This window comes from Pedobacter roseus, from assembly GCF_014395225.1.
GTDB classification, from domain to species: Bacteria; Bacteroidota; Bacteroidia; order Sphingobacteriales; family Sphingobacteriaceae; genus Pedobacter; species Pedobacter roseus.
Genome location: NZ_CP060723.1, coordinates 1,006,967 through 1,029,974, shown reverse-complemented (window position 1 = coordinate 1,029,974; position 23,008 = coordinate 1,006,967). Strand labels below are relative to the sequence as shown.

Here is a 23,008-nt window from a genome sequence, read left to right as displayed (position 1 = left end):
GCAATTATATCAATTTGGTTTTACTTACCGAAAGATTTTAAAATATCATTACCAAAAGCAAACACCATTAAACAGATCAGGATTACAAAACCTACAATCTGTGCCTTTTCCAGTACTTTTTCGCTTACAGGCTTACGTTGTACCATTTCGATCAAAAGAAACACTACGTGGCCTCCATCTAAGCCTGGAATAGGCAACAAATTCATAAATGCCAATGCCATTGAGATCAATCCGGTTAAAGTCCAGAATTTAACCCAGTCGAAAGTGCTGCCATATACTTTTGCAATACCGATCGGGCTGCTGATATTGCGCGCACTTAATTTACCCGTAATCATTTTCCCGATACCTTTTGCATTATCTACAAAAGTGCTCCAGGCCATGGTTGCCCCAACCGGGAACGACTCTATAAAGCCAAAATCAACATGTGCCGTTTCAGGTGTACTTAAGTTAGGAATAATCCCGATTGTACCTTCTTTGCTTACTTTAAGATCGAAAGTAATTTCTTTTCCTTTGCGTAAGGCATTTATGCTAACTGGTTTCGATTTATTTTTTGAAACTTCTTCTTTAAACTGATCGAAGAAAGTAATGGCTTTACCATTAACCGTTAAAATGCTATCACCAGGTTTAATACCAGCGGCATAAGCCGGATATACAGGCTTTTCGAATTTCCGGCCAAAAAGCTTATCAAAAAACGAAGGCTTATCGGCCTTTTCGTCAGGTGCGCTTACCTTATCAACACTTTGCATCCGGTAACGCGGAGAGATAAAATTCTCTTTATCGTTTTTCGATATTTTGTTTAAAATGGTATCCGGAACCGAGATATAAAGGGTTTTGTTTTCTCGTAGAATCGTTAACTGAGCGCCATCAAATAAAACCTTACTCGATATTGCATCTTCAAAACGGATCAGTTTATTGCCGTTGATGGCCAAAATTTTATCTCCATTCTGTAAACCGATTTCTTTACCAATGGTTCCAACAGAGATACCATCATTTAATTTACTGTTAACGGTATAATTTTGGCCAATATTGAAAGTAAGCATCCAAAAAATCAAAATACCAACAATCACATTTACGATAATACCGCCTAACATCACAATTAAACGTTGCCAGGCTGGTTTAGAACGGAATTCCCAGGGTTGAGCAGGTTGAGCCATCTGCTCAGTATCCATGCTCTCATCAATCATTCCTGCAATTTTCACATAACCGCCCAATGGCAGCCATCCTATTCCATATTCAACATCACCTTTTTTGAAACTAAAAAGTTTGAAACCCCAGGCATCAAAAAACAGATAAAACTTTTCTACTTTAATACCAAATGCCCTGGCTGCCAAAAAATGTCCTAATTCGTGTAATATTACCAATAAAGACAATCCAAGCAGCAGCTGCCCCGCCATAATCAATCCATTCATATTTTCTTATAAAATTTTATGTTAGATGTTAAACTATACTTTTTGTTACTAATTCGCCGGCTAAGATACGGCTATGTTTGTCAGTTTCTAAATAATCGCTCAATTGTGGCTTTTCAATAAAACTAATCTCTTCCATACATTGTTCAATTACTTCGCTCATCTGCAGGAAACCAATTTTATCTTTCAAAAATGCCTCCACAACAATTTCATTCGCTGCATTTAAAATACAGGGCATATTCCCTCCTTTTCGCAATGAAGTAAATGCTAAACCTAAATTCCTGAAGGTTTCCATGTCTGCTTTCAAAAAGCTAAAGTTTGGATATTCCAAGAAGTTAAAACGCTTAAAATTGTTTTTTAGCCTGTCGGGATAATTTAAAGCGTACTGAATGGGCAATTTCATATCCGGAACCCCCATTTGTGCTTTCATAGAACCATCGGTAAACTGAACGATGGAGTGGATGATAGATTGTGGATGCACAATGACGTCAATCTGATCTACATCGAGGTTAAACAGCCATTTGGCCTCGATTACTTCTAATCCTTTGTTCATTAAAGAAGCAGAATCGATGGTGATTTTTGCGCCCATTACCCAGTTAGGGTGTTTTAAGGCCTGCTCTTTTTTTACCGTAGAAAGAAAATCTTTTGTTTTGCCCAAAAATGGTCCGCCGGAAGCAGTGAGGTAAATTTTTTCGATTTCGTTTTGTTCTTCACCTACCAAACACTGGAAGATGGCCGAATGCTCCGAATCCACAGGCAAAATCTTTACCTGGTTTTCAATGGCCAATTGGGTAATCAGTTCTCCGGCTACCACCAAAGTTTCTTTATTAGCCAAGGCAATGTTTTTACCCGCTTTTATAGCGGCAATGGTAGGTTTTAAGCCTACAGAGCCCATTAATGCCGTAAGCACTACATCGCTATCAGTGTATGATGCAACTTCTGATAAAGCAACTTCGCCAGCCAAAACTTTAATATCCAGGCCAAACAAAGCATCTTTAACTTCTATGTACTTGCTTTCATCACAGATAACTACAATTGCCGGCTTAAATTCCAGCGCTTGTTGAATGAGTAATGTTGAATTCTTTAAGGCAGATAATACAGCAACTTTAAAAACTGTAGGATGATCCCTAACAACTTCAAGCGCTTGTGTACCGATGCTCCCTGTAGAACCTAATATGGTTATTCTTTTTACAGATTGCTGTATTGTTATATTGCTCAATTGTTTTTCTTTCTCTCGTATCAAAAATCTAATTGCTGTGGCAGCATTCGATTAAATTTTCAATCTTTCGTTTGTAAATTTTATCAGTTGATGAATTTCTTTTGGTAAAGTTTCCAAAGTTGCAAAAATCTTTGAATACGTTTCCTCATTTATCAACTTTCTAACTTTTGCTTTTTCGTTCCAGTCTAAACATTCCTTAACTGAACCAAAGCTGTAATAATAAAACTTGACCTTATCTTTTTTATGATAGCGACCAAAACCTTCAGCAATATTAGCTGAAATCGAATCAACAGCATCAACGAACTGTTGTCCGATGGTGTATTTTGCAAAATTATCCCAATTACTAACCATATCCCAAACCAAATTGCTAAGATGGAAAGATTTTGTATATGCTGTTATCTGATTTAACTGTAAATAATTCTTTTCCATGTTGTTGAAACGTTAATTATCAACAACAATTTAGCAATTTTCATTTGCACAATGCTAAATAATTAAACAATTTCAATTAACCTGAACACATAATAATTAAGCAATTTCATTAACTCCATGCTTGTTAGCAATTTAGCCATTTAACAATTAAACAATATATTTCTCCAACCCATCTGCCAGTTTCCTATCATTGCTCAACCTCGGCACCTTATTTTGTCCGCCTAATTTCCCTTCACTTTTCATGTAGTTTACAAAGGCATCTTTTTGCAAAGTACGTATAATCAATGGCTGAAGGATGTTTCCTTCAATCAGGTCAAAGTAATAAATATTTTTCTTTTGCAAAGCTTCATCAACCTTTTTACTAAAAGCAGCCAGATCTTTTGGCGCTGATGAAAATTCCACAAACCACTCATGGTAAGGCAATTGACCAGCATCTGGGTTAACCTGTGGCGCAACGGTAAATTCTGTAATTTCTACCTGCTCTTCGTTCGCTACACTTAAAATGGCCTGTTCTACCTCTTCTCCTATTACATGTTCACCGAAAGCAGAAATAAAATGTTTAATCCGGCCGGTAACTACAATTTTATAAGGATTTTTAGAAACAAATTTAACGGTATCGCCAATACTATAACCCCATAAACCCGCATTCGTATTTAAAATCAATGCATAATTGGTATCGAGTGCTACTTCGCCCAATGATAATCTTGTCGGGTTGTCGTTATAATATTCATCAGCAGGAATAAATTCGTAAAAAATCCCTGCATCGGCCAATAACAACAGTCCTTTTTCTTTTTGCGAATCCTGATAAGCAATAAATCCTTCAGAAGCAGGATAAGTTTCAATTGCATCAATTTTTTTGCCAATACTTTGTTCAATTTTGGCCCGGTAAGGTTCGAAATTTACCCCACCATAAATAAACAAGCTGAAATTCTTAAAGATTTCGGCAATTTTCTTCCCTCCCGCTTTTTCGGAAAGTTTATCGAAATACATCTGTACCCAGGGTGGAATCCCAGAGATCAATGTCATGTTTTCATTGATCGTCTCCTCCACAATGGCATCAACTTTCTGCTCCCAATCTTCGATAATATTGGTTTCGTAAGAAGGCAAACGGTTCTTCTGGAGATAAGCAGGAACATGATGCGCTACAATGCCTGATAAGCGCCCCACATTAATTCCATGTTTTACGCTCAAAACCGGACTTCCCTGCAAAAAGATCATTTTTCCGTTTACAAAATCGGCCTTGCCTGTTTCATTAATATAAGTCAAAATCGCATTCCGGGCAGCTTTGATGTGCTCAGGCATTGATTCTTTGGAAAGCGGAATGTATTTTACGCCCGAAGTGGTACCCGATGTTTTGGCAAAATAAAGAGGTTTTCCTTTCCAAAGCACATCAGCTTCGCCTGCCACCACACGATCTACGTAGAATTTTAAGCCCTCATAATCCTGTACCGGAACGTTCTTTTTAAAATCAGCGTAGTTTTTGATCTCTGCAAAATAATGATCCTTACCGAAAGCAGTATGCCTGGCTTCACCGATAAGCTTTTTCAGCAAATTATTTTGAGCATCTACGGCATTATGCTTCCATTTGTTGATTTGCCAAACTGCAAACGCCGCAAAGGGTTTACTTAACGCTGCTTTAAGCCCCCACCCCCCTGAAGGGGACTTTTCCCTTCTGCCGTTCTTTTCTTTTTCCATAAACTCTAATCTGATTTTTAACTCCCCTTTAGGGTCAGGGGGTTAAACGATATTATGTAAAATATCCGGATGTTCGTCGCCTTTGTATTCGCTGGAAATTTTACGGTAAGCAACCGTTAAGGCCACACTAGATAACGGAACAATAATAAACGAACTTAAAATATTTACAATGAAAGCAACTAATGGCCATTGCAGGTAGTTTAGCAATAGGTATATTAAATAACCACCTCCTAAAACGACCAAAAGCAATAAAATCTTAGTAAAATTCCCTTTAGTGGTGGCCAAACTCAATTTAATTGAATCGAAAGGAGTTGCACCTTTATCAATAATAAAAAACGGGAAGAAAGAAATTCTTAACCAGGTAATGAAAATGGCGATGATACCTACTGATATGGCTACATTTTTAACGATCGATATGTTAATTCCAGTGTAAATAAAAGGAAAAGCAACCAAAATTACCACCAGATAAACGCCCAAAATACAAGCTACAAAATAAAGTGTAGCCACTAAAAACCTGATGATCTGCAGCCTGGTTGGTAGGGTATCTACAATTTTAACATCACTTTCTTCATCATCCATTAAATGAAAAATATATTTAAAAAGCGAAAGATTGATGGTAAAGTACAGCAGCACAAAAATGATTACCATAATTACACTCAATGCCTTGCTTACATCTTTAATAAAAAAGGCCATCAGGCTTGATGCACTTGCTGTGATAAACATCAGAAAGCATAGCGTAGCAATCGAAAAATAGTGTTTCTTGGTAATGCTCCAGGCTTTCTGCATTACATCATTAACGGCGAACGTACTTTCTTTTAAATAATTGATCATTGTTGTTTGAATACCACACGTTTAAATAAATCCTGTATAAATCCTAAACCATAAGCGGTTAATTGGATAAACGAAGATATAATGCTCAAAAATGCAACTTTTAAAGATTTATTTACTGACCATGAATGAAAAAATATCAACATAAAGTAAATCAATAAGAAGAAGTTACAAACATACGCCAATGGCGGATAGATAAAGTTACACAAAATGGTGAAACCAAAGCCCAGTGTAAATAAAGCAGGAAAAAAATGCACCAGCTTTAATTCTTTTGGAAAATGTTTATAAATATTGATCCTGGCCCTGCCGAAAAAGTGTAATTGTTTATAAAACTGGCTAAAACTCGTCCGGCGCTTATGGTAAACCTTTGCATCGGGGATCAAACCGATTTTGAAACCATTTTCATGGATACGGATACTGTATTCGATATCTTCTCCCAATCTGGTCAGGATAAAGCCACCTACTTTTTCCCAGGCCTGACGGGAAACGCCCATATTAAAACTGCGTGGGTGAAACTGCCCCACATGCTGCTTATTACCACGGATACCACCTGTGGTAAATGGCGATGTCATTGCGTAACTGATGGCCTTTTGTACCTGCGTAAAACTATCGTGTGCTGCATCTGGTCCGCCGTAAGCATCTAAATGATGTTCGTAAAGGTAATTTCTAACAATTTCAAGATAATCGTCAGGAACAAGGATATCTGAATCAAAAATGATAAAATAATCTCCCTTCGCCCTTTCGAAACCAAAATTACGGGCAAACCCCTGTCCGGCATTCTCCTTGAAATAATATTTTATATCAAGTTTGTCTGCATAACGATCTACAATGGCCTTTGCATCGTTTTTAGAACCATCTTCGATAACCAAAACCTCAAACTGTAAATAAGTTTGTTTGGTTAAGGTGTGCAAAAGTTCGTCTATTTCCTGTGGACGATTGTAAAGGGGGATTATGATGGAGAAAAACATAGTTAGAATGGAAAAGGTAAAATGTAAGAGGTATGATGGAAATTCAATCTACATCTTACATTTTACATCATTTATTTTTTTTATTAGTAAAGGTTGAGAGTAAAGGGCGGATGAACCTTCCGCCTTCCCGCCTTCTACCTTAATTCCTTTTCTATCAAATACTGGTTTCTTTCTGGTGCGTTACGCGATAAAAGCTCTGCAATAAAGCCTGCTAAGAACATCTGCGAACCTACTACGATAGCAACTAATGATAAATAAAACAAAGGTTGATCGGTTACATCGCGATAAGCCAAACCCTGCCATATCAGGTATTTCTTTTCGAACAAAATGTACAAAGCCATGATGATACCGATAAAGAAACTCAGTACGCCTAACGAGCCAAAAAAGTGCATCGGGCGTTTACCGAATTTACCCACAAAGAAAATGGAGAGTAAATCTAAAAAGCCATTGATAAACCTGCTAAAACCAAATTTAGTTGTTCCGTATTTACGTGCGCGGTGTTCTACTACCTGCTCTGCTATTTTACTAAAACCTGCCCATTTAGCTATTACCGGGATATAACGGTGCATTTCGCCATAAACTTCAATCGTTTTGATTACATCACTGCGATAAGCTTTTAAGCCACAGTTAAAATCGTTCAGTTCGATACCGCTCATTTTGCGGGTAGCCGCGTTGAAGAGTTTGGTGGGGATAGTTTTGGTAACCGGATCGTAACGTTTCTTTTTCCAGCCCGAAATCAGGTCGAGTTTTTCTTCCTTAATACGGCGGTATAATTCCGGAATTTCATCCGGACTATCCTGCAGATCGGCATCCATGGTAATCACCACATCGCCCTGTGTAGCTTCGAAACCTACGTTTAAAGCAGCAGATTTACCGTAGTTACGTCTAAATTTAATGCCCTTTATGGCAGGATTCTGAAGTCTTAAATCTTCTATTACCTCCCACGATCTATCGGTACTACCATCATCAACCAAAATAATTTCATAGCTGAAATTATTGGCAATCATCACTTTATCAATCCAGGCCGTTAACTCTGGCAGGGATTCATCTTCATTAAATAAGGGTACTACAACTGATATATCCATTTTTTAAGCATAAACCTCGCAGGTTTTAAAAACCTGCGAGGTTTGTTTAAATTAAAACGTGCAAATTTCATCAAATTAAATGATAAAACCTGCACGTTCAAAATTTTTGATCTTATTTATAATTTTATGTCTTTAGCTTTTACTTTTATAATTTTCCCCTGATCGGAAAAAACCAGAATACCATCATTCTTAGCTTTATAAGCAACCAGTTTTTTAAACGTTAATTCCATTCCCTCACTTATTTTTTGATGTAATAACTGAAGAGTAGTTTGCTTATCATCCATACTATTTAACTTAGTTTTTTCCAATTTTCTTTTTCAAATATAGTGATTTCAGATCTATTACCCTCTGCTATAAACTGAAGTGATTCTTTTGAATTATTTAACACAAACCAAAAATCGACACTTTTAATAAACTGCTGTAAATTTTGCATGCCTTTTATATACCTTCTTCGGATTACATCTTCAGGAATATCATGTCCACCTTCTAACACCCTCGTTTTAACTCTTTCAATAGCAAGTTCAATATCATTTAACCAAAAGAATAAAAGTGTAACCTGATAGCCCAGAGATTTGGCTTTTTCAATTGTTTTTAAGTAAGATTTAGTGGTTAATGTAGTTTCGATGGCAAAGTCTACTTTTTGGTTCATCAGGTCATCAATTCTGTTTAACATAATCTTACCTGCCTGAATGGCTACACTTGCAGGTTTAAAAGGAGAAATTCCGCGGGCAATTTCATCCGCATTAACAAACTCTCTGCAGTTTAACATTTCGGGCAAAATAGTAAAAGATGCTGTTGTTTTACCAGCTCCATTACAACCAGAAATGATATATAAATTATGCATGTAGAATGTTATGTAAATTAAAAAACGTGCAACCTTACCAAATTAAATGATAAAACCTGCACGTTCAAAATTTTATAAAAGAAATTAAGCTTCTTTAGGAAATGAGTCTAATCTTACTGGTTCCTTTTTCTTTAAGATAGCTGAAAGAATTAAAGAAAGAACACCATACAAGGCTAGTGAAACACCAAAGCTTGTAAAAATATTTTTAAAAGTAGGTTCTAGTTTCTCTTGCATATTACCTGCTTTAGCCATTGCTTCATCAACCTGCTCTTTAGCCATACCGAATTTTTCCATCATTGCACGTTGTGCATCTTCTATCGCCGCAGCAGCTTTTGCCGGAAGATCTGGATCGATAAACTTCATCAGTATCACATTATAAAGTGTTGCAGTTAAGGCCAGAATAAGCGAAATAATTAAAAAAGCTTTAAAAGCTTCGCCAAACGTCCAAAAACCACCTATTTCTTTACGAATATTAATTCCTACTACAACGAGTAGCGCAATAAACAAAACAAATATGCCTACCTGGGCAAGGAAACTGGTGTAAACTAATACAGGATCGATAAAATGCAGGGTTAACGATAATACTACCGAAACCGCCGCAAGCATAAATCCGTTTTTAAGCGATAATTTGGAAATAAGAGCACTTTTGTCCATAATTTTAAGTTTTAGTTTTAATTATTAATTGTTGTAATTAATATATAAGTAGCAGAATCGAACGATTTGTTACTGCTAAATTGAATTATTTCTTTCGTAGTGTCGGCACTTCCTTCCACATCAAGGAAAAAAGCCATAAATGGCACAAACAATTCCTGCATTTCTTCGCTGATATTTAATTTTTCAGCCGTTTTACAGATCTCTTCTACACTACTTTCTGCCAGTTGCTGGTTGCTGATCAGTTCTTCGTAAATCTCAAATTCATCCTGAAATTCATCATCCTCAACCAACAAAAATTCCTTTAGGAAATCGCCCAATTCAGGATCGAGGTCTTCATCTTTACATTCTTTAATGTAAAGCAGCAGGTTTAACAGTTCAGTCCCCCTATCAATGGTTTCTTCTTCAATATTTGCCCATTCTTCACTTTCCAAATAATCGTCTTCCAATTTCTGCACATCACTGCTAAAGAAATTCACCATTAATAAATCGAAAAATATTTCTCGCAGTTCTTCAAATTTCGGGTGACTATCGAAAACGGCATCAAAAGCCTCAGCTTTATCTAAAAAGTTAACATCCAGCTCAAAAGCAGCCAGTAATTCTGTTTCAAAACCTTCTACATTAATAGCCGAAACCTCAGCATATTGATTGATGGTGGCACTTAGCGCTTTTTTTACTCTATTATCCATAGGATTAAGATTTTTAAGATTGCAGGATTACAAGGATCATTTTTCACAAAAAATTATCTCCTTAAACCTGTTTTTATTATATAATACTATTTTTTGAACTACTATTTTAGAAAGCTCTGCTGGAAAACCTTCCACCCTCTGCCTTTTAACCTTCTACCTTTTTACTATCTCAAAGAGGATTGATTATTATTATAAACCAGGGTTACTTTTCCAGTAAGTTCGGTCCCTAACAATGGGCTGTTTGCCGATTTAGAATGGTTGCTTGCCGAATTGTATAACCACTTTTCTGCGGTGTTAAAAACAGTAAAGTTGGCTTTGGCACCTTCTTCAATTACGGGAACAGTTAAATTTAATAATTTACGCGGATTAATGGCCAATTTCTCTGCAATTAAAGCAATGTCCAGTCCGGCTTTTAACAATAATGGCAATACGGTTTGCAAAGCAATAATTCCATAATGGGCAATTTCGAATTCCACATTTTTAAATTCGATTTCTTCAGGACGGTGCTGCGAAGTAATGGCATCAATGGTTCCATCCTTTAAACCTGCTATTAAAGCTTTTACATCTGCTTTGCTCCTTAATGGTGGCTTAACTTTATAATTGCTGTCGAAATCGTTTAAAAGTTCTTCGGTAAACACCAGGTGATGTGCGGTTACATCGCAGGAAATCTGTACGCCATCTTTTTTCGCTTTGCGGATTAGCGCTACAGCACCAGCGGTTGAAATGTTACTGATGTGGATTTTAGTTTCGTTATAAGAAGCGAGGAAAATATCGCGTGCAATGTGCATCTCTTCTGCCAATGCTGGTAAACCTTTCATGCCCAAGAGCACGGAGTTTTTGCTCTCATTGATCTGTGATTTGCCTGCAATCGATTTATTTTCGGGATAAACCATTAACAGTGCATCAAAACCTTTGGCATATTGCAAGGCGCGGCTCATAAAACCGTCATCCTGTAAGGCTCTGTCTCCATCCGAGAAAGCAACTGCACCAGCCTGCTGCATATCAAACAATTCGGCAAGTTCTTTTGCTTCTCGGTTCTGGCTAATGGCCCCAACCGGCAAAACATCAACCAGGTTATTTTTTGCCTTGTTGATAATGTATTCTACCTGAGATTTCGATTGTACCACCGGGCTAGTTTGTGGCAATAATGCCAGACCTGTAAAGCCACCTGCTTTTGCAGTTTCAGTAAGTGTTTGGATGTCTTCCTTGGTTTCGAAACCCGGATCACCGGCTACGCAGTTTAAATCGAAAAAACCAGGCGTTAAAAAAGCGCCCTGAGCATCGAAAATAGTTTCGCTTTTATCGGCAGTTAATTTACCTATGTTTTTAATTGTACCATTTTCAACCCTAACATCGCATTGTTGGTTGTTAAATTTACTTTGCGGATCGGTAATGGTTACATTTTTAACCAGGAGATTCATATTGTTCTTTTTGTGTTGTTAAAAAATCGGATGAGCAAAATTTCTGCTGCAATAAAAATCAGCGACAAAATTAGACAAAGTTTCCATAAAGTTTGTCCGATTTTATTGGCGCCGGCAATTAATTTAACGGCATCTTTATCGGTATCGAATATTTTCAGGTTGCTTTTACCTGCTAATTGCGCCAATTCTGCTTTGCTTAAATAATGCATATCAGATTCTGTCCTGCCGCTATTAAAACTATAAACAGCGAGTAACGAATCGGCAAGATTTAAGTTGTAAAAACCTGCATTTTTAATCTGGTCTGCCGTGTAAATTAATGTTTTTCCATCTGCCTGGCGGATTTCAGGAATGGCTTCAAAATGGTCGGCGGTAATTTTTAAAGTCTGGTTTTTACCCAAAGTAATTTTTTTACTGGCCAATGCATTATCATTGCCCAGATTGTAATATAACGGAGTTTCATTTCCGCCACTCAGTGCCAAACGGTAAATTAATGGAACAAAAACCGGGTGACGTGCCAGATTACCATCATTTGTATTTAAACCAGAGGCAGATAAAAATACCTGGCCATTACCTACACCATATTTGGAGAAAAAAGATTTCCTGCCGGGTAAAGACATGATGTCTTCTTTACTGGAGCTATTTTTTTCTATAAAGGAATAATAACGTGAAACCGAGGGAAGATCTAAATTTTTAGGGATTTCCTCAAAAACAGTCTTAAAAATTGGATTTTGAAGATCTATCCGGTCGACTTTTGTTGCTGTGGTATTGAGCGACTGGATTGTTGGAAGTGCTAATGCACTTAAAAATGAGTTATATGCCTTGATATCGGCGTCGAGATCAGGAAAAAGTACTACAGTACCACCTGCATTGAGATAAGTTTTAAGTTGTTGCGCCAAACCGGTTGAGGGGCTTTTTAAGCCATTTAACACAATGAGGCCGAAATTGGCGAAATTGCTATAATTCACATTGCTTTCGGCATTTTCGGTAAGTTTATAATAAGCATCGGCTGCGAATAATGCTTTAATGTAATTACCTGCGTTGCTACCATTAATACTTAAAACCGGAAAATTTTGATCTACTTTAAAACTGAAAGATAGGGTGTCATCAAAGGTTACCGGAAAATCTTTAATGGTAACCATCCCTTTTTGCCATCCTACAGTTAGTCCGGAAAAATTTAATGTATCCTTAACGGTTTTTCCTCCTGGAATGGTTACAGCGCCTAAACCTTTTTGCTGATTGTTGATGCTGAGTTTTAAAGGAACATTTTTGGCTTCTTCTTCAGAATAATTTTTTAACTGAACCACTAAACGCTCATTTGCACCGGGCTGATGGTTTGGCGAAAGTACCCAAACGCTGTCAACCGCCACATTAGGCAGGGTATTGGCATTCAGTTTTAGGAATGAATATTGAATATCGGCCTTGGTTTGGAGTTTGTTAGTGGCGGAGATATTTTTTTGAAAATCAGATATCAAGAAGCTGTATTTATTTCCTGCACCGGTTAAAATATTGCCCTGTCTGTTTAAGATCTGTTGAAGATTACGGTTTGCAGCAGAGATTTTCACATCATCTAAAGCTTTCAAAAACGCCTCTTCATTTAATGAACGCTGGTGTTTTCCTTCGAAATCGTTCGTTAAAAGCTGGAAACGATCGTTAATACCGAAACCTTTAACGAGTTCTTTTGCCCTGCGTTTAGCTTCATCGAGCAGGTTGCCATCTTTATTAATGGCTTCCATGCTGTAAGAATTATCAATATAAATACTCACTACGTTGTTTAAAGCAGTCGTTTTTTGGTTATGCTCCGGAATGTAAGGCTGGGCAAATGCCAGCACCAAAAAGATAATTGCTAAAATCCGCGACGCTAAAATCAGCAGGTTTTTAAGCTTTTCTTTCGATGAATTTTGTTGTTCTACTTCTTTTAAAAGCTGAACATTAGAGAAATAGATCTTTTTAAATTTCCTGAAATTGAATAAATGAATGATAACCGGGATGGCAACCGATATTAGTGCAAAAAGAAAGCCCGGATAAAGGAAATTCATTAAAAACCAAAGATAGAAAAATTATGGAATTGGGGATAATATTCCGCATTTATTATTATCAATGTTATTAAGCCGCGTCATCTCGACCGGAACGCAGTGGAGTGGAGAGATCTGCTTCGATAGATTTCTCGGCTACGTTACGCTAGCTTGATAGGTTGAGACTGGCAGGAAAAAAGAGCGTCATTCCGAAGAATGAAGCAATTTTAATGCACATGCAGGTAGCGATCGTTGTAAGATTGCTTCGCTGGCTGAAAAAGCCTTCTCGCAATGACGATTTCGTGCATTGATCTTATTAACCTAATAACTAAATCCCGGAAATTCAATATTAACAATTTTCCAACTGCCATTGTACAGCGCAAAATAAAGCTTAAAAGGTCCGCTTATAATTTTAGATTGTTTTTGAAGAACATCCCGATAACCGGCAACACCTTCAACAAAGCCCATCCCTTTACCATCGTTCAGTAGTTCGAAATTAACATCAATGATATCATATCTGCCACCAACATATTCATCAGATTGCCCGAAAATACCTTTCAACCTGCTAATAATGACATCTTTGCCGATAATTTTATTACCTGGAAGCATAAAAAAGTCATTCAGTTCTTCTGTTATAGCCTTCGATTGTTTAAACCATGCATTTATAAATCTGATGGCACTATTTACAATATCGGCTTGATGGTTAAATGTGGAATTGTTCTGCATGGTATCTTTCAAAAAATTAATCGACCAGCCAAAGGCCGATCGATTAAAAAACTTCGCGAAGTTAACTATTCTTTAGCCTTTCTCTAATGTCGGTAAGAGAATAATCGATCAATAAGCTTCCATCCCTGAAAACTTCCTTCAATTCGCCCTTGGCTTCTTCTTCCCAGGTGCATTGATCTTTCAATTCATATTCTCCTTTTGCATTTTTAAAAATCTGCAGTAAACCTTTTGCCGATTTTTTGGTTCCATCGTCGGTAATAGGATCTTTAAATATCTCACGACCAACGCCATCTACCTCGCCGTAAGTGGCTTTCATGGCAAAACCAAAAGTATCTCGTGTATTGTACTGATAAGTGAAAGAACCGATACCGAAAACCACGTTGGTTGAAGCAAAACCTTTGGCTTTTAAACGTTCGCAGATTTGTGTAGCTCTTTCAGTAGTGATGCTATCGCCGTAAATGGCCCCAATCTGTGGAACCAGTTCTTTAAAACCTTTATCGTTGGTTTTTCCACCAAAAACATCCCAAAGCAGCTCTATCACACCTTTTTTCTCATTTTCATTTTTGCCATTTGGATTTCCACAGATGATATCAACCGGGTCTCCAGAATCAGGCCTGATTACCACCTTACCTGGTCTGGCGATGATATCATCTTTTAAAACAGGCAGATACTCAGTCAATACTTTCCATAAATCCCAGGTATCGGAAACGATAGACACAATTCCTTTTGGATAAACTTCGAGGATCAGGCGTTTAAAAGTTTCGAGCTCGCCAGTATTGGTTCCCATGCACATTACCGAGTGCTCTGTAGCGGCTACAGAGCCACCGATTAACTCTTTATCTGAATCGGCTTTGTAATATTCTTCCAGAAAATCAATTGCCGGGATGGTGTCGGTTCCGGTAAAACTCAATAAATGGCCTGCGGCCGATGTTACCGCAGCTTCTATCCCACCCATGCCGCGCATAGAGAAATCATGTCCCTGCCAATCTACAAATTCTGGCACCGACGAGGTTTCTTCTGCATATTTATCCAAGATGGTACGGTACTGTTTTGCAAGAGTAGCCGAATTACATGGCAACCAAACTACTGCAGAAAGCAATGTTTCGAAATAATTGGTCAGCCAGAAAAACTCTGGTTTGGTATTGTACATGGTGAACATGGGTACACGCAAAGGCACTTCGGCCCCTTCAGGAAGTGATTTGAAAACCATGGGGATATAACCCAGATCATGCAAATCCGCAATGTGCTGTGTTCCTACCAGATTTTCGCCAAGGTAATTATTGATCCTGCGGGCGTATTTCCTTAAAATCTCTTCTTTTGGCTGTTTAAAGAAATTCTGGTTAAAATCATCGATAATGTATTTTTTGATAAAGTACTGTAAGCCAAAAAGTACCACGTGATTTACATTTTCGAGCCTGCTTTTTCTGGGCGTCCAATTGGAATAAACCAGTGTGGTATTTTCAGGGTACTGTCTGCGGTGGTCAACTTTATAACCGTCTGTTAATAATAATGGATTCATGGTTTTGATGTATTTAACTATTATTTATTTCTTCCTTTTTCGTTCGGATACAGGCTTTGTAGTGTATCGCTTTGCCAAAATTGTTTGGTTTTGATATCCAAACAGCTTAATTTTCCGGTAAATGCAGCACCGGTATCTATATTCCAAACATTACAGCCCTGCATTGGCACCTTAACGTTGTAGTAGAGCGTTGGTGTATGGCCGATGTAGATTTCGTGATAAAGCAATAAACGTTTCGGATAAATGGCCGAATCTTTTTTAATCCGGTTATCCATAGTCAGCGCCATTTCCCATAACGTTCTGTCCCACGAATAATTGGAAGAATAACGCTCCTTTTCCGGTCCGTGCATGGAAGAAAAACCAGCATGAATAAAGAGGTTGTTCTGTCTGTCTACATAATAATCGTGCATCTGTTCAAAGAAATCCAGGTGTTTCTGTCTTATTGTATCCGATATGTCTTTATAGCTCTCGATGGTTAATTTACCACCATGTACGAACCAAACATCATCAACGATACCTTTTTGGAGCCAATCGATACACCATGCATCGTGATTGCCTTTGATAAAAATGCATTGATGGCTTTTTTCTAAAAGCATCAGGTAATCGATCACCTGAGCCGACTCACTCCATCCGTCAACGTAATCACCAAGAAAAATGAGCTTATCTTCGGTTGATACTTCTGCACGCTCGAAAAGCTGGATCAGGCCTTTTAATCCGCCGTGTATATCGCCAATTACCAATGTTCTGCCCATGTTAAAATTCTATATATTCAGCAGGCACAACATCTGTAAGCCACACGTTGTTGGCCGATAGGTAAAATTTATATCCTGCCCTATGCATCGCCCCGCTGTTAACGATTAGGATAACGGGTTTTCCTCTCCTGCCACCCACTTTATTAGCGGTTTCTTTATCGGCGCTTAAGTGCACATGCTGTCTGCTCATTTTTTGCAGTCCCTGCGTTTTAATGTCCGAAAGGACCTTTTCAACCGTACCATGATACAGGTATTCCAAAGGCTCGGTTTCATTTAAGTTTAATTCTACCGAAATGGAATGACCTTGATTTGCCCTTATTTTGGTTTTATCCTCGTTAAAGGAAAATCTTTTTTTGTCGTTATTTTCAACAACGTATTGAAGCAGCTCTAAATCTAATGTTAAATCATAAAGGTCGAATTTGGCAATCAGCTCGTTCACATCCGCCCAGCCATTTTCATCGAGCTTTAGCTTTATTGTTTCTGGCGAATGCCTCAAAATATAGCTAAGCAATTTGCTTATGCCTTTTATTATTTTAGTGTCCATAATAATATGAATATTATCTATTCAATTTCTGTAGGTAGAGTTCATAATTTTCATCGTCGAAACAAACGAAGATTACCTTTTCTATTTTTTCTTTTTGAGCGAAATTATTTACCGTAGTAATGGCAATATCTGCTGCTTTATCTTTCGGGAAATGGTAGATCCCCGTACTGATGTTTGGGAAGGCAATTACCTTAACACCGTTTTTTATAGCAAGGTTTAGGCTGTTCCGGTAACAATCGGCAAGCAAAGCCTTATTTTTTTCACTCTCTCCATTCCACACCGGTCCAACGGTATGGATCACATATTTTGCAGGTAAATTACCTGCCGTTGTAATTACTGCATTTCCGGTTTTGCATGTTCCCTGTTTATTCCTAATGGCTACACATGCTTTTAAAATTTCTTTGCCACCTTTTCTGTGGATGGCACCATCAACCCCTCCGCCACCTAGCAAAGAACTATTTGCCGCGTTAACGATGGCATCGGCTTTAATTGTTGTTATATCGGCTTTGATTAATTCTATGATCATGGTGTTTTATTTTATAACTCATCTCTAACTTCCATCAATGCGAACCCCAATAGGTTTAAACCTTTCCACTTTTCAGGATTTAGCGCATCCGAATTGTCTTCTGCCAAACCAATCCCCCAAATTGCATCTACCGGACTTGCTTCTACCAGTATTTTACTTTTGGTTTGCAAAAGGAACGATTTCAATGCTTCACTTTGAGAAAACTTAAGCAGGTTTCCCTGTTTTACAATATCAAATTTGTGGGCATCCCAATTTTCTACGTCAAAATTTTTGATCTGCCTTCCCAGATCTTTTACATCTTTCGGAGAATTTTTTGTTAATATTTTTTCAAAAATCTCCTGATCATTAAACAAAAGCGCTTTTTGTGCCATCATGTAATGCTCTGCTGTTTGATAAGTGATGTCATTTTCAAAAATTGGAGATGGCCACCATTGGCTCATGCAGGTTTTAATGATTGATCCATCTTTGCTTCTTTGATGGCCCCAAAACATTAATAAGTCGAGTTCCTTTCCATCTATGGTTTTGAGTAACCAGTTAATATCGTACTTCATGCCAATTTTCTTTAAACTAATTCTTACCTGCTTTCTACCAATTTTTTAAGCTTCGCAATTACAGCTGTACCAAGCTCATCGAATGTATTGTATTGATCGATCCCTTTCCTTTTACAAACGATATCGATATTGCCTTTTCTCCAAAATCCATTCTCACAACAAACCATTAACTTACCTGAATCGGCAAATAAGCCTAATTCCATCATCGAAATTGGTGATTTGGAATTACTTTCAAGGAACAACAAAATCACATCAGCATTTTCCATGGCATCCAGCTCCCAGTTAACCTGCTCACTAAATTGTGCATTTTCGATTGTCTGCGTCCAGGTATGGTCCCATGATGCTCTGCGCGGATTGAAAACAATAACATTATTCAAAGTATCTTCATTATTTGCCCGATCGATAAACTTTTGTTGCCAATCGATCGAATTGCCCATATCAATGGTTCCAGCAAGAAACACCGAAACATCGGATGGAGTAATAACCTGTGGGGGAAGTATCGTTTTCATCTTTATTTTATAAAATTTCCGCCAGTGTTATCTGTGTTACGCCAACGTGATCCACTTCTTTAATCGAATCGGTAGTAAAAATCTGCTCGAAATATTTACCCAGTTCATCAAAGCCTTTGCTGAATATGCCATGACTAATGGCTAAATATAATTTTCCTGCATTTTTAGCCTTTAATGCTTCGGCCAAACCGATAAAGGTACCGCCACCATCGCAGATATCGTCTACTATTAAACAATCGGCACCAGCCAGATCATCACTATACACTTTAAACCCTGAAAGTTTTCCGGTTTTTACATCTCTGCTTTTTGAGCATTCTACAACTTCTGCACCTCCTAAAAATTCGGATACTTTATAAATTTTCTTTAAAGCTCCTCCATCAGGGGAAATGAGTTTTACATCTGCTCCAATTTTTGCGATTACCTGTTTTATAAATTCATGATTGGAAATGGTAAGGCAGTTATTAAGCAATGCTGGTGTTACTTCGCTATGGGGATCGAATACGGTAACACTTGCCAAAGCCATTGCATTGATGATATCGGCATAAACTTTAACCGATAAAGGTTCGCCAGGAATCATTACCCTATCTTGCCTTGCTGCTGGAAAATATGGAATAAAAAGATTGATTTCCTTTACGCCCATCCTTTTCAAAGCATCAACCGTAATGCAGATCAGACCTAAATCATTAAAAGAATTTATCCGGTGTGTAATGGTAACCGGAAGGCTGGCATCAAAATTATTAGAAATTTTAATGTGTGGCTCGCCACCTGCAAATAAGAAAGATTTGTATTCGATTAAGTTATTTTCGCCTAGCGGAGTAAAACTTGGATTTAGATTTAACATATATTTGCGTATTATTTACACAAATATAAAAATCATTTTTATAACACAAAGAATAATTTGTGTTTTTTTTACGCAAACCTAATGTCAAACTGGAAATTTTCTTTTAAAAGTTGATTGTATTTAGGTTTATCGAAAGTAAAAAGCCTACCTGGTCGTCCGCTAGAGCCTATTTTAACAACCTTATCGGTTTCTGTAACAATTCCAAAACTTAAGATTTTTTTCCTGAAATTTCTCCTGTCAATATCCCTTTCCAAAATGGAGCAATATAAATTTTCGAGGTCGGAGAAGAGAAATTCCTGATCTAAAAGATCAAATCCGATGGGCTGATAAGTCAGTTTGCTTTTTAACCGCTGATGTGCGAGGTTAAGCATTTCATTATGATCATAACCTAATTGCGGAACTTCAGCAACTGGAAACCATTTTGCATCTTTGGCATCAGTATCGGCCTTCAGCACAAAATTTTTAGGATTCACTAAGGCAAAATAAGCAACAGAAATTACCCTGAAACGTTCATCGCGTTTAACATCATCACCAAAAGTGCCTAACTGTTCAAGGTAATTCACCGTGATACCAGCTTCTTCTTTAAGCTCACGTTCTACTGCTGTTAATAAAGGTTCGTCATCTAAAATAAACCCACCCGGCAACACCCACCGATCGGCCAGTTTACCAAAGCGCTGCTGAACAGCCAATACATAAAGCGTTCCTCTTTCGTAGCCAAAAACAATGGCATCAACAGCGATTTTGATATTTTGATTGATCATTCCCTAATTTGTGTAAAAACAACACAAAGTTAATAAATTTCTCAATTTCAAATCGAATATTAAGATTTGGCATTTTCTGAAGATTACCTTCTATTTATTTGCCAGTGTAACCAAAATAACCCTTCCACCATCTTCTTTTGAGAGAAGCAGCTTTTTGCCATCGGTTAATTCGACCATAGTATTAACAGGTAACTCTTTATCTTCAGTTTTATCGATCAATGAAGTGAGTGTTTGATTAACGAAAACCCATTTCCCTTCGTGAAAAGTAAAATAGCCAACCGGAATTTTCTGTTCGGCGGTTAACCGTTCATTCCTGATCACGTTCCGGTTAACATGCCACTGAAATAAATATTGGTTGTTGTAAACCATTAACCGATGGTTTTCTGGTCGCCAAACCGTGGGCTGAAACTGATAATACAGATCTAAAACCGGTAATGTTCCTTGATGGCTGGTGCCACAAAAAGGACATTTTGGAATAGTGGTGTTATCGAAAACATACCATTTCTGATCACAGTAGGTATTACTGCATTGTTGCATCAGATCAGTGGTTTTTAACAGCGCAATTTCCCATTCTTCGGCGGTAGGCCGTTGCATGGGATTGTGCAGACCATCTATAAAAGCCTTATCAAACAAGGTTTTAAGGTAAGGCCCGGTGATGGTATATGGAATTTTATTTACATCTGCCCAATAGGTATCCCATTTAGAAATCTGGTTCATTTTGGGCCGGTTTGATAAATCGGTGGGATGCTCGATAAATAAAGCTTTTTCGCCCATACTTAACAGGTCATCTTTTTCGGTATCGAGATCGTGTACTTTACCGCCTTTTAAGGGATGCCTGTGCAATAAATACATGTAGATTAAACAGGCTAATGCATGTAAATCAGTTAAGCGGTTAGGAAGTTTTCTTGCAGGATCAGTTTTATTGAGGTGTTTGGTAGCCAATACTTCTGGCGCAATAAAATCGGCCGTTCCGATCACTTCTGCCTGAAATAAGCCAGGGACAACCAAACCATCCAAATCTATCATGCAGGCCGAGCCGCTTGAAGGATCGATTAACACATTGTTATAAGATAAATCAGAATGCGACAAGCCCATTTGATGCATCTTTTTCACACCCCTCGAAAGGTTAATGCCAATCTGGAAATAATTTAACCACCTGCCCAGTTCTGTCTGATCCAAGCTTAAGGGAAACAGTTTATTACGGAATTTAGCCCCCGCAAACCATTTTCCATTCTTTTCTTCTCCTTTGATCAGATCGCTGGATGAATAACCTTTTGCAAAAAAGAACTTCGAACTGTAAATCGGAACAATAATCCCAATTCTATCTTTAGTTTCTATAAGATCAGTTGGCCAGCGATATATTTCATTTAAATAATAATCTCCGGCCTCTTTGGATTGAATCTGATCTAAATACCTGGTTACAATCCTGGTTAAACGTTCTTTTTGATTAAAATCCTGCTTTTCTTTAAAAATAGCCACCACATATTTCCGGTCGGGACTAAAATATACATTTTTGGCCGTTCCGCTTTTAGGGTCGCCATTATCAACATATTGATAGGAACGATCGGTTAGTATGGATTTTACGGTAATTATCGACATGATGCTTATTAAAAAATGATGGCCAAAGTTCGATCATCGTGGTTTCCGGGACTCCAGAAATCCATCCATGCAGAAAGCTGATGAGCAATTTCCGGATTTGAGGCATCGAAGTTTACCGCAGCACGATCTTCATTATTTCCTTTTAAATCATCAACAAATGTTTTCCAGTTTTCCAATTTCTCTAAATTGGCCTCTACCACAAACTTGGCGTCGTATATACCATCCGTCATGAGCATCAGGTAAGAGAAGTCATCAGTTAAAGTAAAACCAAAGCGTGTAGGGAATTTTTCACTGCTAAAAATTTCGGGCATGGTGATAAACCTGGTTCCACCGCCAAATTCGCCAACGTCGAGCCAGTTCATTAGCTTAATTTCAGTTAAATCATTATTTAATAAGCCAATCGGACAATCACCAACGCCAAAAGTTAAAATGGCATAACCAAAATCGAACTTTTTAACCAGCGCGAAAATCAGGGTAGAATGGAAATCTTTAATAGGGTGATTTATTTCTGTAGCAAATTCTTCGATCTGCCTGTGGGCATAAAGGGCTGCTTTTGAAAGGTTATTGTACACAAAATGGCTGATCTGCTGACTATCCCCCCCTCTTGATGGTGATGCAATAAGATTTCGTCAAATTGTTTTAGGCTATCATCAGTTAAATTTTGTTCAAAATAATCAACAACCGCTTTGCAAGCAATTTTAGATCCCTGCCTGGCTAACTTGGCACTTCCGGCACCATCAGCCACGCAAACAATGCTCCAGCCGTTAGCCTCAAAATATTTAAAAGCATAATCATCTTCCCTAAAAGAACCCACATTGGCGTGGCTTCTCCCTCTTTTGGAGGAAACTAAAATATGCTTACTGCCCAATTTCTGAAAATCCTCCACCTGATCGGGCTTCCAATAATGCTGCTCTTTCCAGATTTCGTCTTTTTGATCATCGCTGGCAATATTTTTCCAGAGAGATTTGGGATCCGCATTCACAACCAAAGAGATCATTTTGGTATTTGGTTCTGAATTTTCGTCTTCGCCGAAAACCTTAAATCTCATTTTGACTTTAAAATCGCCGCTTTGGTTTGGGATACCTTCTATCAGTTTAAGTTCCGGATTAAAATTGAGTCCATATTGATTTAAACCCTCAAACTCGACAAAGCTGATCTCCTGAAATTCCGGCTGGTTAAAATCCAATGCTGCCTGGTATGGTTTTGCAACTGTAGCATTCGGAATAATCATCTGCTTTGCTAAAACATCCTCAATCCTTACTTTCAACTCCCAATTTTCCATGATAATTTTGTGTTTTTCCATGATCAGTTTTACGGCCTCAACATTAAATTCTTCGTACATAAACTGCTCAAAGAGTTTCTGTCTGTTTGCCGGTACCTGAACATTAAATCGTTTAAACAGGTTTTCGATGTACATTCTGGTTTCGACCATG

Annotated in this window: 25 protein-coding genes; all 25 read right to left on the bottom strand. The window is 37.8% G+C overall.

What is annotated here, in order from left to right; genetic code table 11:
• Window positions 1–20 precede the first annotated feature (20 nt).
• Window positions 21–1,409 carry an RIP metalloprotease RseP gene (gene rseP / locus H9L23_RS04720; RefSeq protein WP_187593891.1) on the bottom strand — a complete coding sequence of 463 codons (1,389 nt, stop codon included), beginning with the start codon at window positions 1,407–1,409 and terminating at the stop codon, window positions 21–23.
• Window positions 1,410–1,437: 28 nt separating this feature from the next.
• Window positions 1,438–2,625 (bottom strand): 1-deoxy-D-xylulose-5-phosphate reductoisomerase, encoded by a 1,188-nt coding sequence (locus tag H9L23_RS04715; RefSeq protein WP_246474848.1) that lies wholly within the window; start codon window positions 2,623–2,625, stop codon window positions 1,438–1,440.
• Window positions 2,626–2,676: 51 nt separating this feature from the next.
• On the bottom strand, window positions 2,677–3,054 hold the full coding sequence (locus tag H9L23_RS04710; protein WP_187593890.1) for a four helix bundle protein: 378 nt from the start codon (window positions 3,052–3,054) through the stop codon (window positions 2,677–2,679).
• Between the two features lie 147 nt (window positions 3,055–3,201).
• Window positions 3,202–4,749: a GH3 auxin-responsive promoter family protein gene (locus H9L23_RS04705; RefSeq protein WP_187593889.1), complete on the bottom strand. Its 1,548-nt coding sequence runs from the start codon at window positions 4,747–4,749 to the stop codon at window positions 3,202–3,204.
• Window positions 4,750–4,791: 42 nt separating this feature from the next.
• On the bottom strand, window positions 4,792–5,580 hold the full coding sequence (locus H9L23_RS04700) for a hypothetical protein (protein ID WP_187593888.1): 789 nt from the start codon (window positions 5,578–5,580) through the stop codon (window positions 4,792–4,794).
• On the bottom strand, window positions 5,577–6,545 hold the full coding sequence (locus H9L23_RS04695; RefSeq protein ID WP_187593887.1) for a glycosyltransferase: 969 nt from the start codon (window positions 6,543–6,545) through the stop codon (window positions 5,577–5,579). The genes H9L23_RS04700 and H9L23_RS04695 overlap by 4 nt, the downstream gene beginning before the upstream one ends.
• 134 nt (window positions 6,546–6,679) lie before the next feature.
• Window positions 6,680–7,630, bottom strand: coding sequence for a glycosyltransferase family 2 protein (locus H9L23_RS04690; RefSeq protein WP_187593886.1), 951 nt, complete (start codon window positions 7,628–7,630; stop codon window positions 6,680–6,682).
• A gap of 116 nt (window positions 7,631–7,746) precedes the next feature.
• Complete coding sequence (locus tag H9L23_RS04685; protein ID WP_187593885.1) at window positions 7,747–7,914, bottom strand: hypothetical protein; 168 nt, start codon at window positions 7,912–7,914, stop codon at window positions 7,747–7,749.
• A 5-nt stretch (window positions 7,915–7,919) separates the two neighbouring features.
• On the bottom strand, window positions 7,920–8,474 hold the full coding sequence (locus H9L23_RS04680; protein ID WP_187593884.1) for a zeta toxin family protein: 555 nt from the start codon (window positions 8,472–8,474) through the stop codon (window positions 7,920–7,922).
• Window positions 8,475–8,558: 84 nt separating this feature from the next.
• Window positions 8,559–9,128, bottom strand: coding sequence for a DUF4199 domain-containing protein (locus tag H9L23_RS04675; protein WP_187593883.1), 570 nt, complete (start codon window positions 9,126–9,128; stop codon window positions 8,559–8,561).
• A 17-nt stretch (window positions 9,129–9,145) separates the two neighbouring features.
• Window positions 9,146–9,814, bottom strand: coding sequence for a hypothetical protein (locus tag H9L23_RS04670; protein WP_187593882.1), 669 nt, complete (start codon window positions 9,812–9,814; stop codon window positions 9,146–9,148).
• Window positions 9,815–9,978: 164 nt separating this feature from the next.
• Window positions 9,979–11,235 carry a dihydroorotase gene (locus tag H9L23_RS04665; protein WP_187593881.1) on the bottom strand — a complete coding sequence of 419 codons (1,257 nt, stop codon included), beginning with the start codon at window positions 11,233–11,235 and terminating at the stop codon, window positions 9,979–9,981.
• Window positions 11,232–13,271, bottom strand: coding sequence for a BatA domain-containing protein (locus H9L23_RS04660; protein WP_187593880.1), 2,040 nt, complete (start codon window positions 13,269–13,271; stop codon window positions 11,232–11,234). The genes H9L23_RS04665 and H9L23_RS04660 overlap by 4 nt, the downstream gene beginning before the upstream one ends.
• Before the next feature lie 297 nt (window positions 13,272–13,568).
• Entirely contained in the window at window positions 13,569–13,973 is a 405-nt protein-coding gene (locus H9L23_RS04655; RefSeq protein WP_187593879.1) for a hypothetical protein, read from the bottom strand.
• A gap of 61 nt (window positions 13,974–14,034) precedes the next feature.
• Window positions 14,035–15,492 carry a nicotinate phosphoribosyltransferase gene (locus tag H9L23_RS04650; RefSeq protein ID WP_187593878.1) on the bottom strand — a complete coding sequence of 486 codons (1,458 nt, stop codon included), beginning with the start codon at window positions 15,490–15,492 and terminating at the stop codon, window positions 14,035–14,037.
• 20 nt (window positions 15,493–15,512) lie between these two features.
• A complete protein-coding gene (locus H9L23_RS04645) occupies window positions 15,513–16,244 on the bottom strand; it encodes a metallophosphoesterase family protein (protein WP_187593877.1) in 732 nt (243 codons plus the stop codon).
• Between the two features lies 1 nt (window position 16,245).
• Entirely contained in the window at window positions 16,246–16,788 is a 543-nt protein-coding gene (locus tag H9L23_RS04640) for an RNA 2'-phosphotransferase (RefSeq protein WP_187593876.1), read from the bottom strand.
• Between the two features lie 13 nt (window positions 16,789–16,801).
• Window positions 16,802–17,314, bottom strand: a complete 513-nt coding sequence (locus H9L23_RS04635; RefSeq protein WP_187593875.1) for an O-acetyl-ADP-ribose deacetylase — start codon at window positions 17,312–17,314, stop codon at window positions 16,802–16,804.
• A gap of 11 nt (window positions 17,315–17,325) precedes the next feature.
• Window positions 17,326–17,865, bottom strand: coding sequence for an NADAR family protein (locus tag H9L23_RS04630; protein WP_187593874.1), 540 nt, complete (start codon window positions 17,863–17,865; stop codon window positions 17,326–17,328).
• A 23-nt stretch (window positions 17,866–17,888) separates the two neighbouring features.
• Entirely contained in the window at window positions 17,889–18,374 is a 486-nt protein-coding gene (locus H9L23_RS04625) for a nucleoside 2-deoxyribosyltransferase domain-containing protein (protein WP_187593873.1), read from the bottom strand.
• Window positions 18,375–18,381: 7 nt separating this feature from the next.
• Window positions 18,382–19,215: a ribose-phosphate diphosphokinase gene (gene prs, locus H9L23_RS04620; protein WP_187593872.1), complete on the bottom strand. Its 834-nt coding sequence runs from the start codon at window positions 19,213–19,215 to the stop codon at window positions 18,382–18,384.
• Between the two features lie 68 nt (window positions 19,216–19,283).
• Window positions 19,284–19,976: an NUDIX hydrolase gene (locus tag H9L23_RS04615; protein ID WP_187593871.1), complete on the bottom strand. Its 693-nt coding sequence runs from the start codon at window positions 19,974–19,976 to the stop codon at window positions 19,284–19,286.
• A 90-nt stretch (window positions 19,977–20,066) separates the two neighbouring features.
• Complete coding sequence (locus H9L23_RS04610; RefSeq protein ID WP_187593870.1) at window positions 20,067–21,575, bottom strand: helix-hairpin-helix domain-containing protein; 1,509 nt, start codon at window positions 21,573–21,575, stop codon at window positions 20,067–20,069.
• A gap of 8 nt (window positions 21,576–21,583) precedes the next feature.
• A complete protein-coding gene (locus tag H9L23_RS26820) occupies window positions 21,584–22,147 on the bottom strand; it encodes a protein phosphatase 2C domain-containing protein (RefSeq protein WP_262892380.1) in 564 nt (187 codons plus the stop codon).
• Window positions 22,078–23,007: a protein phosphatase 2C domain-containing protein gene (locus tag H9L23_RS26815; protein ID WP_262892379.1), complete on the bottom strand. Its 930-nt coding sequence runs from the start codon at window positions 23,005–23,007 to the stop codon at window positions 22,078–22,080. Before H9L23_RS26815 ends, H9L23_RS26820 begins: the two co-directional genes overlap by 70 nt.
• Window position 23,008 lies beyond the last annotated feature (1 nt).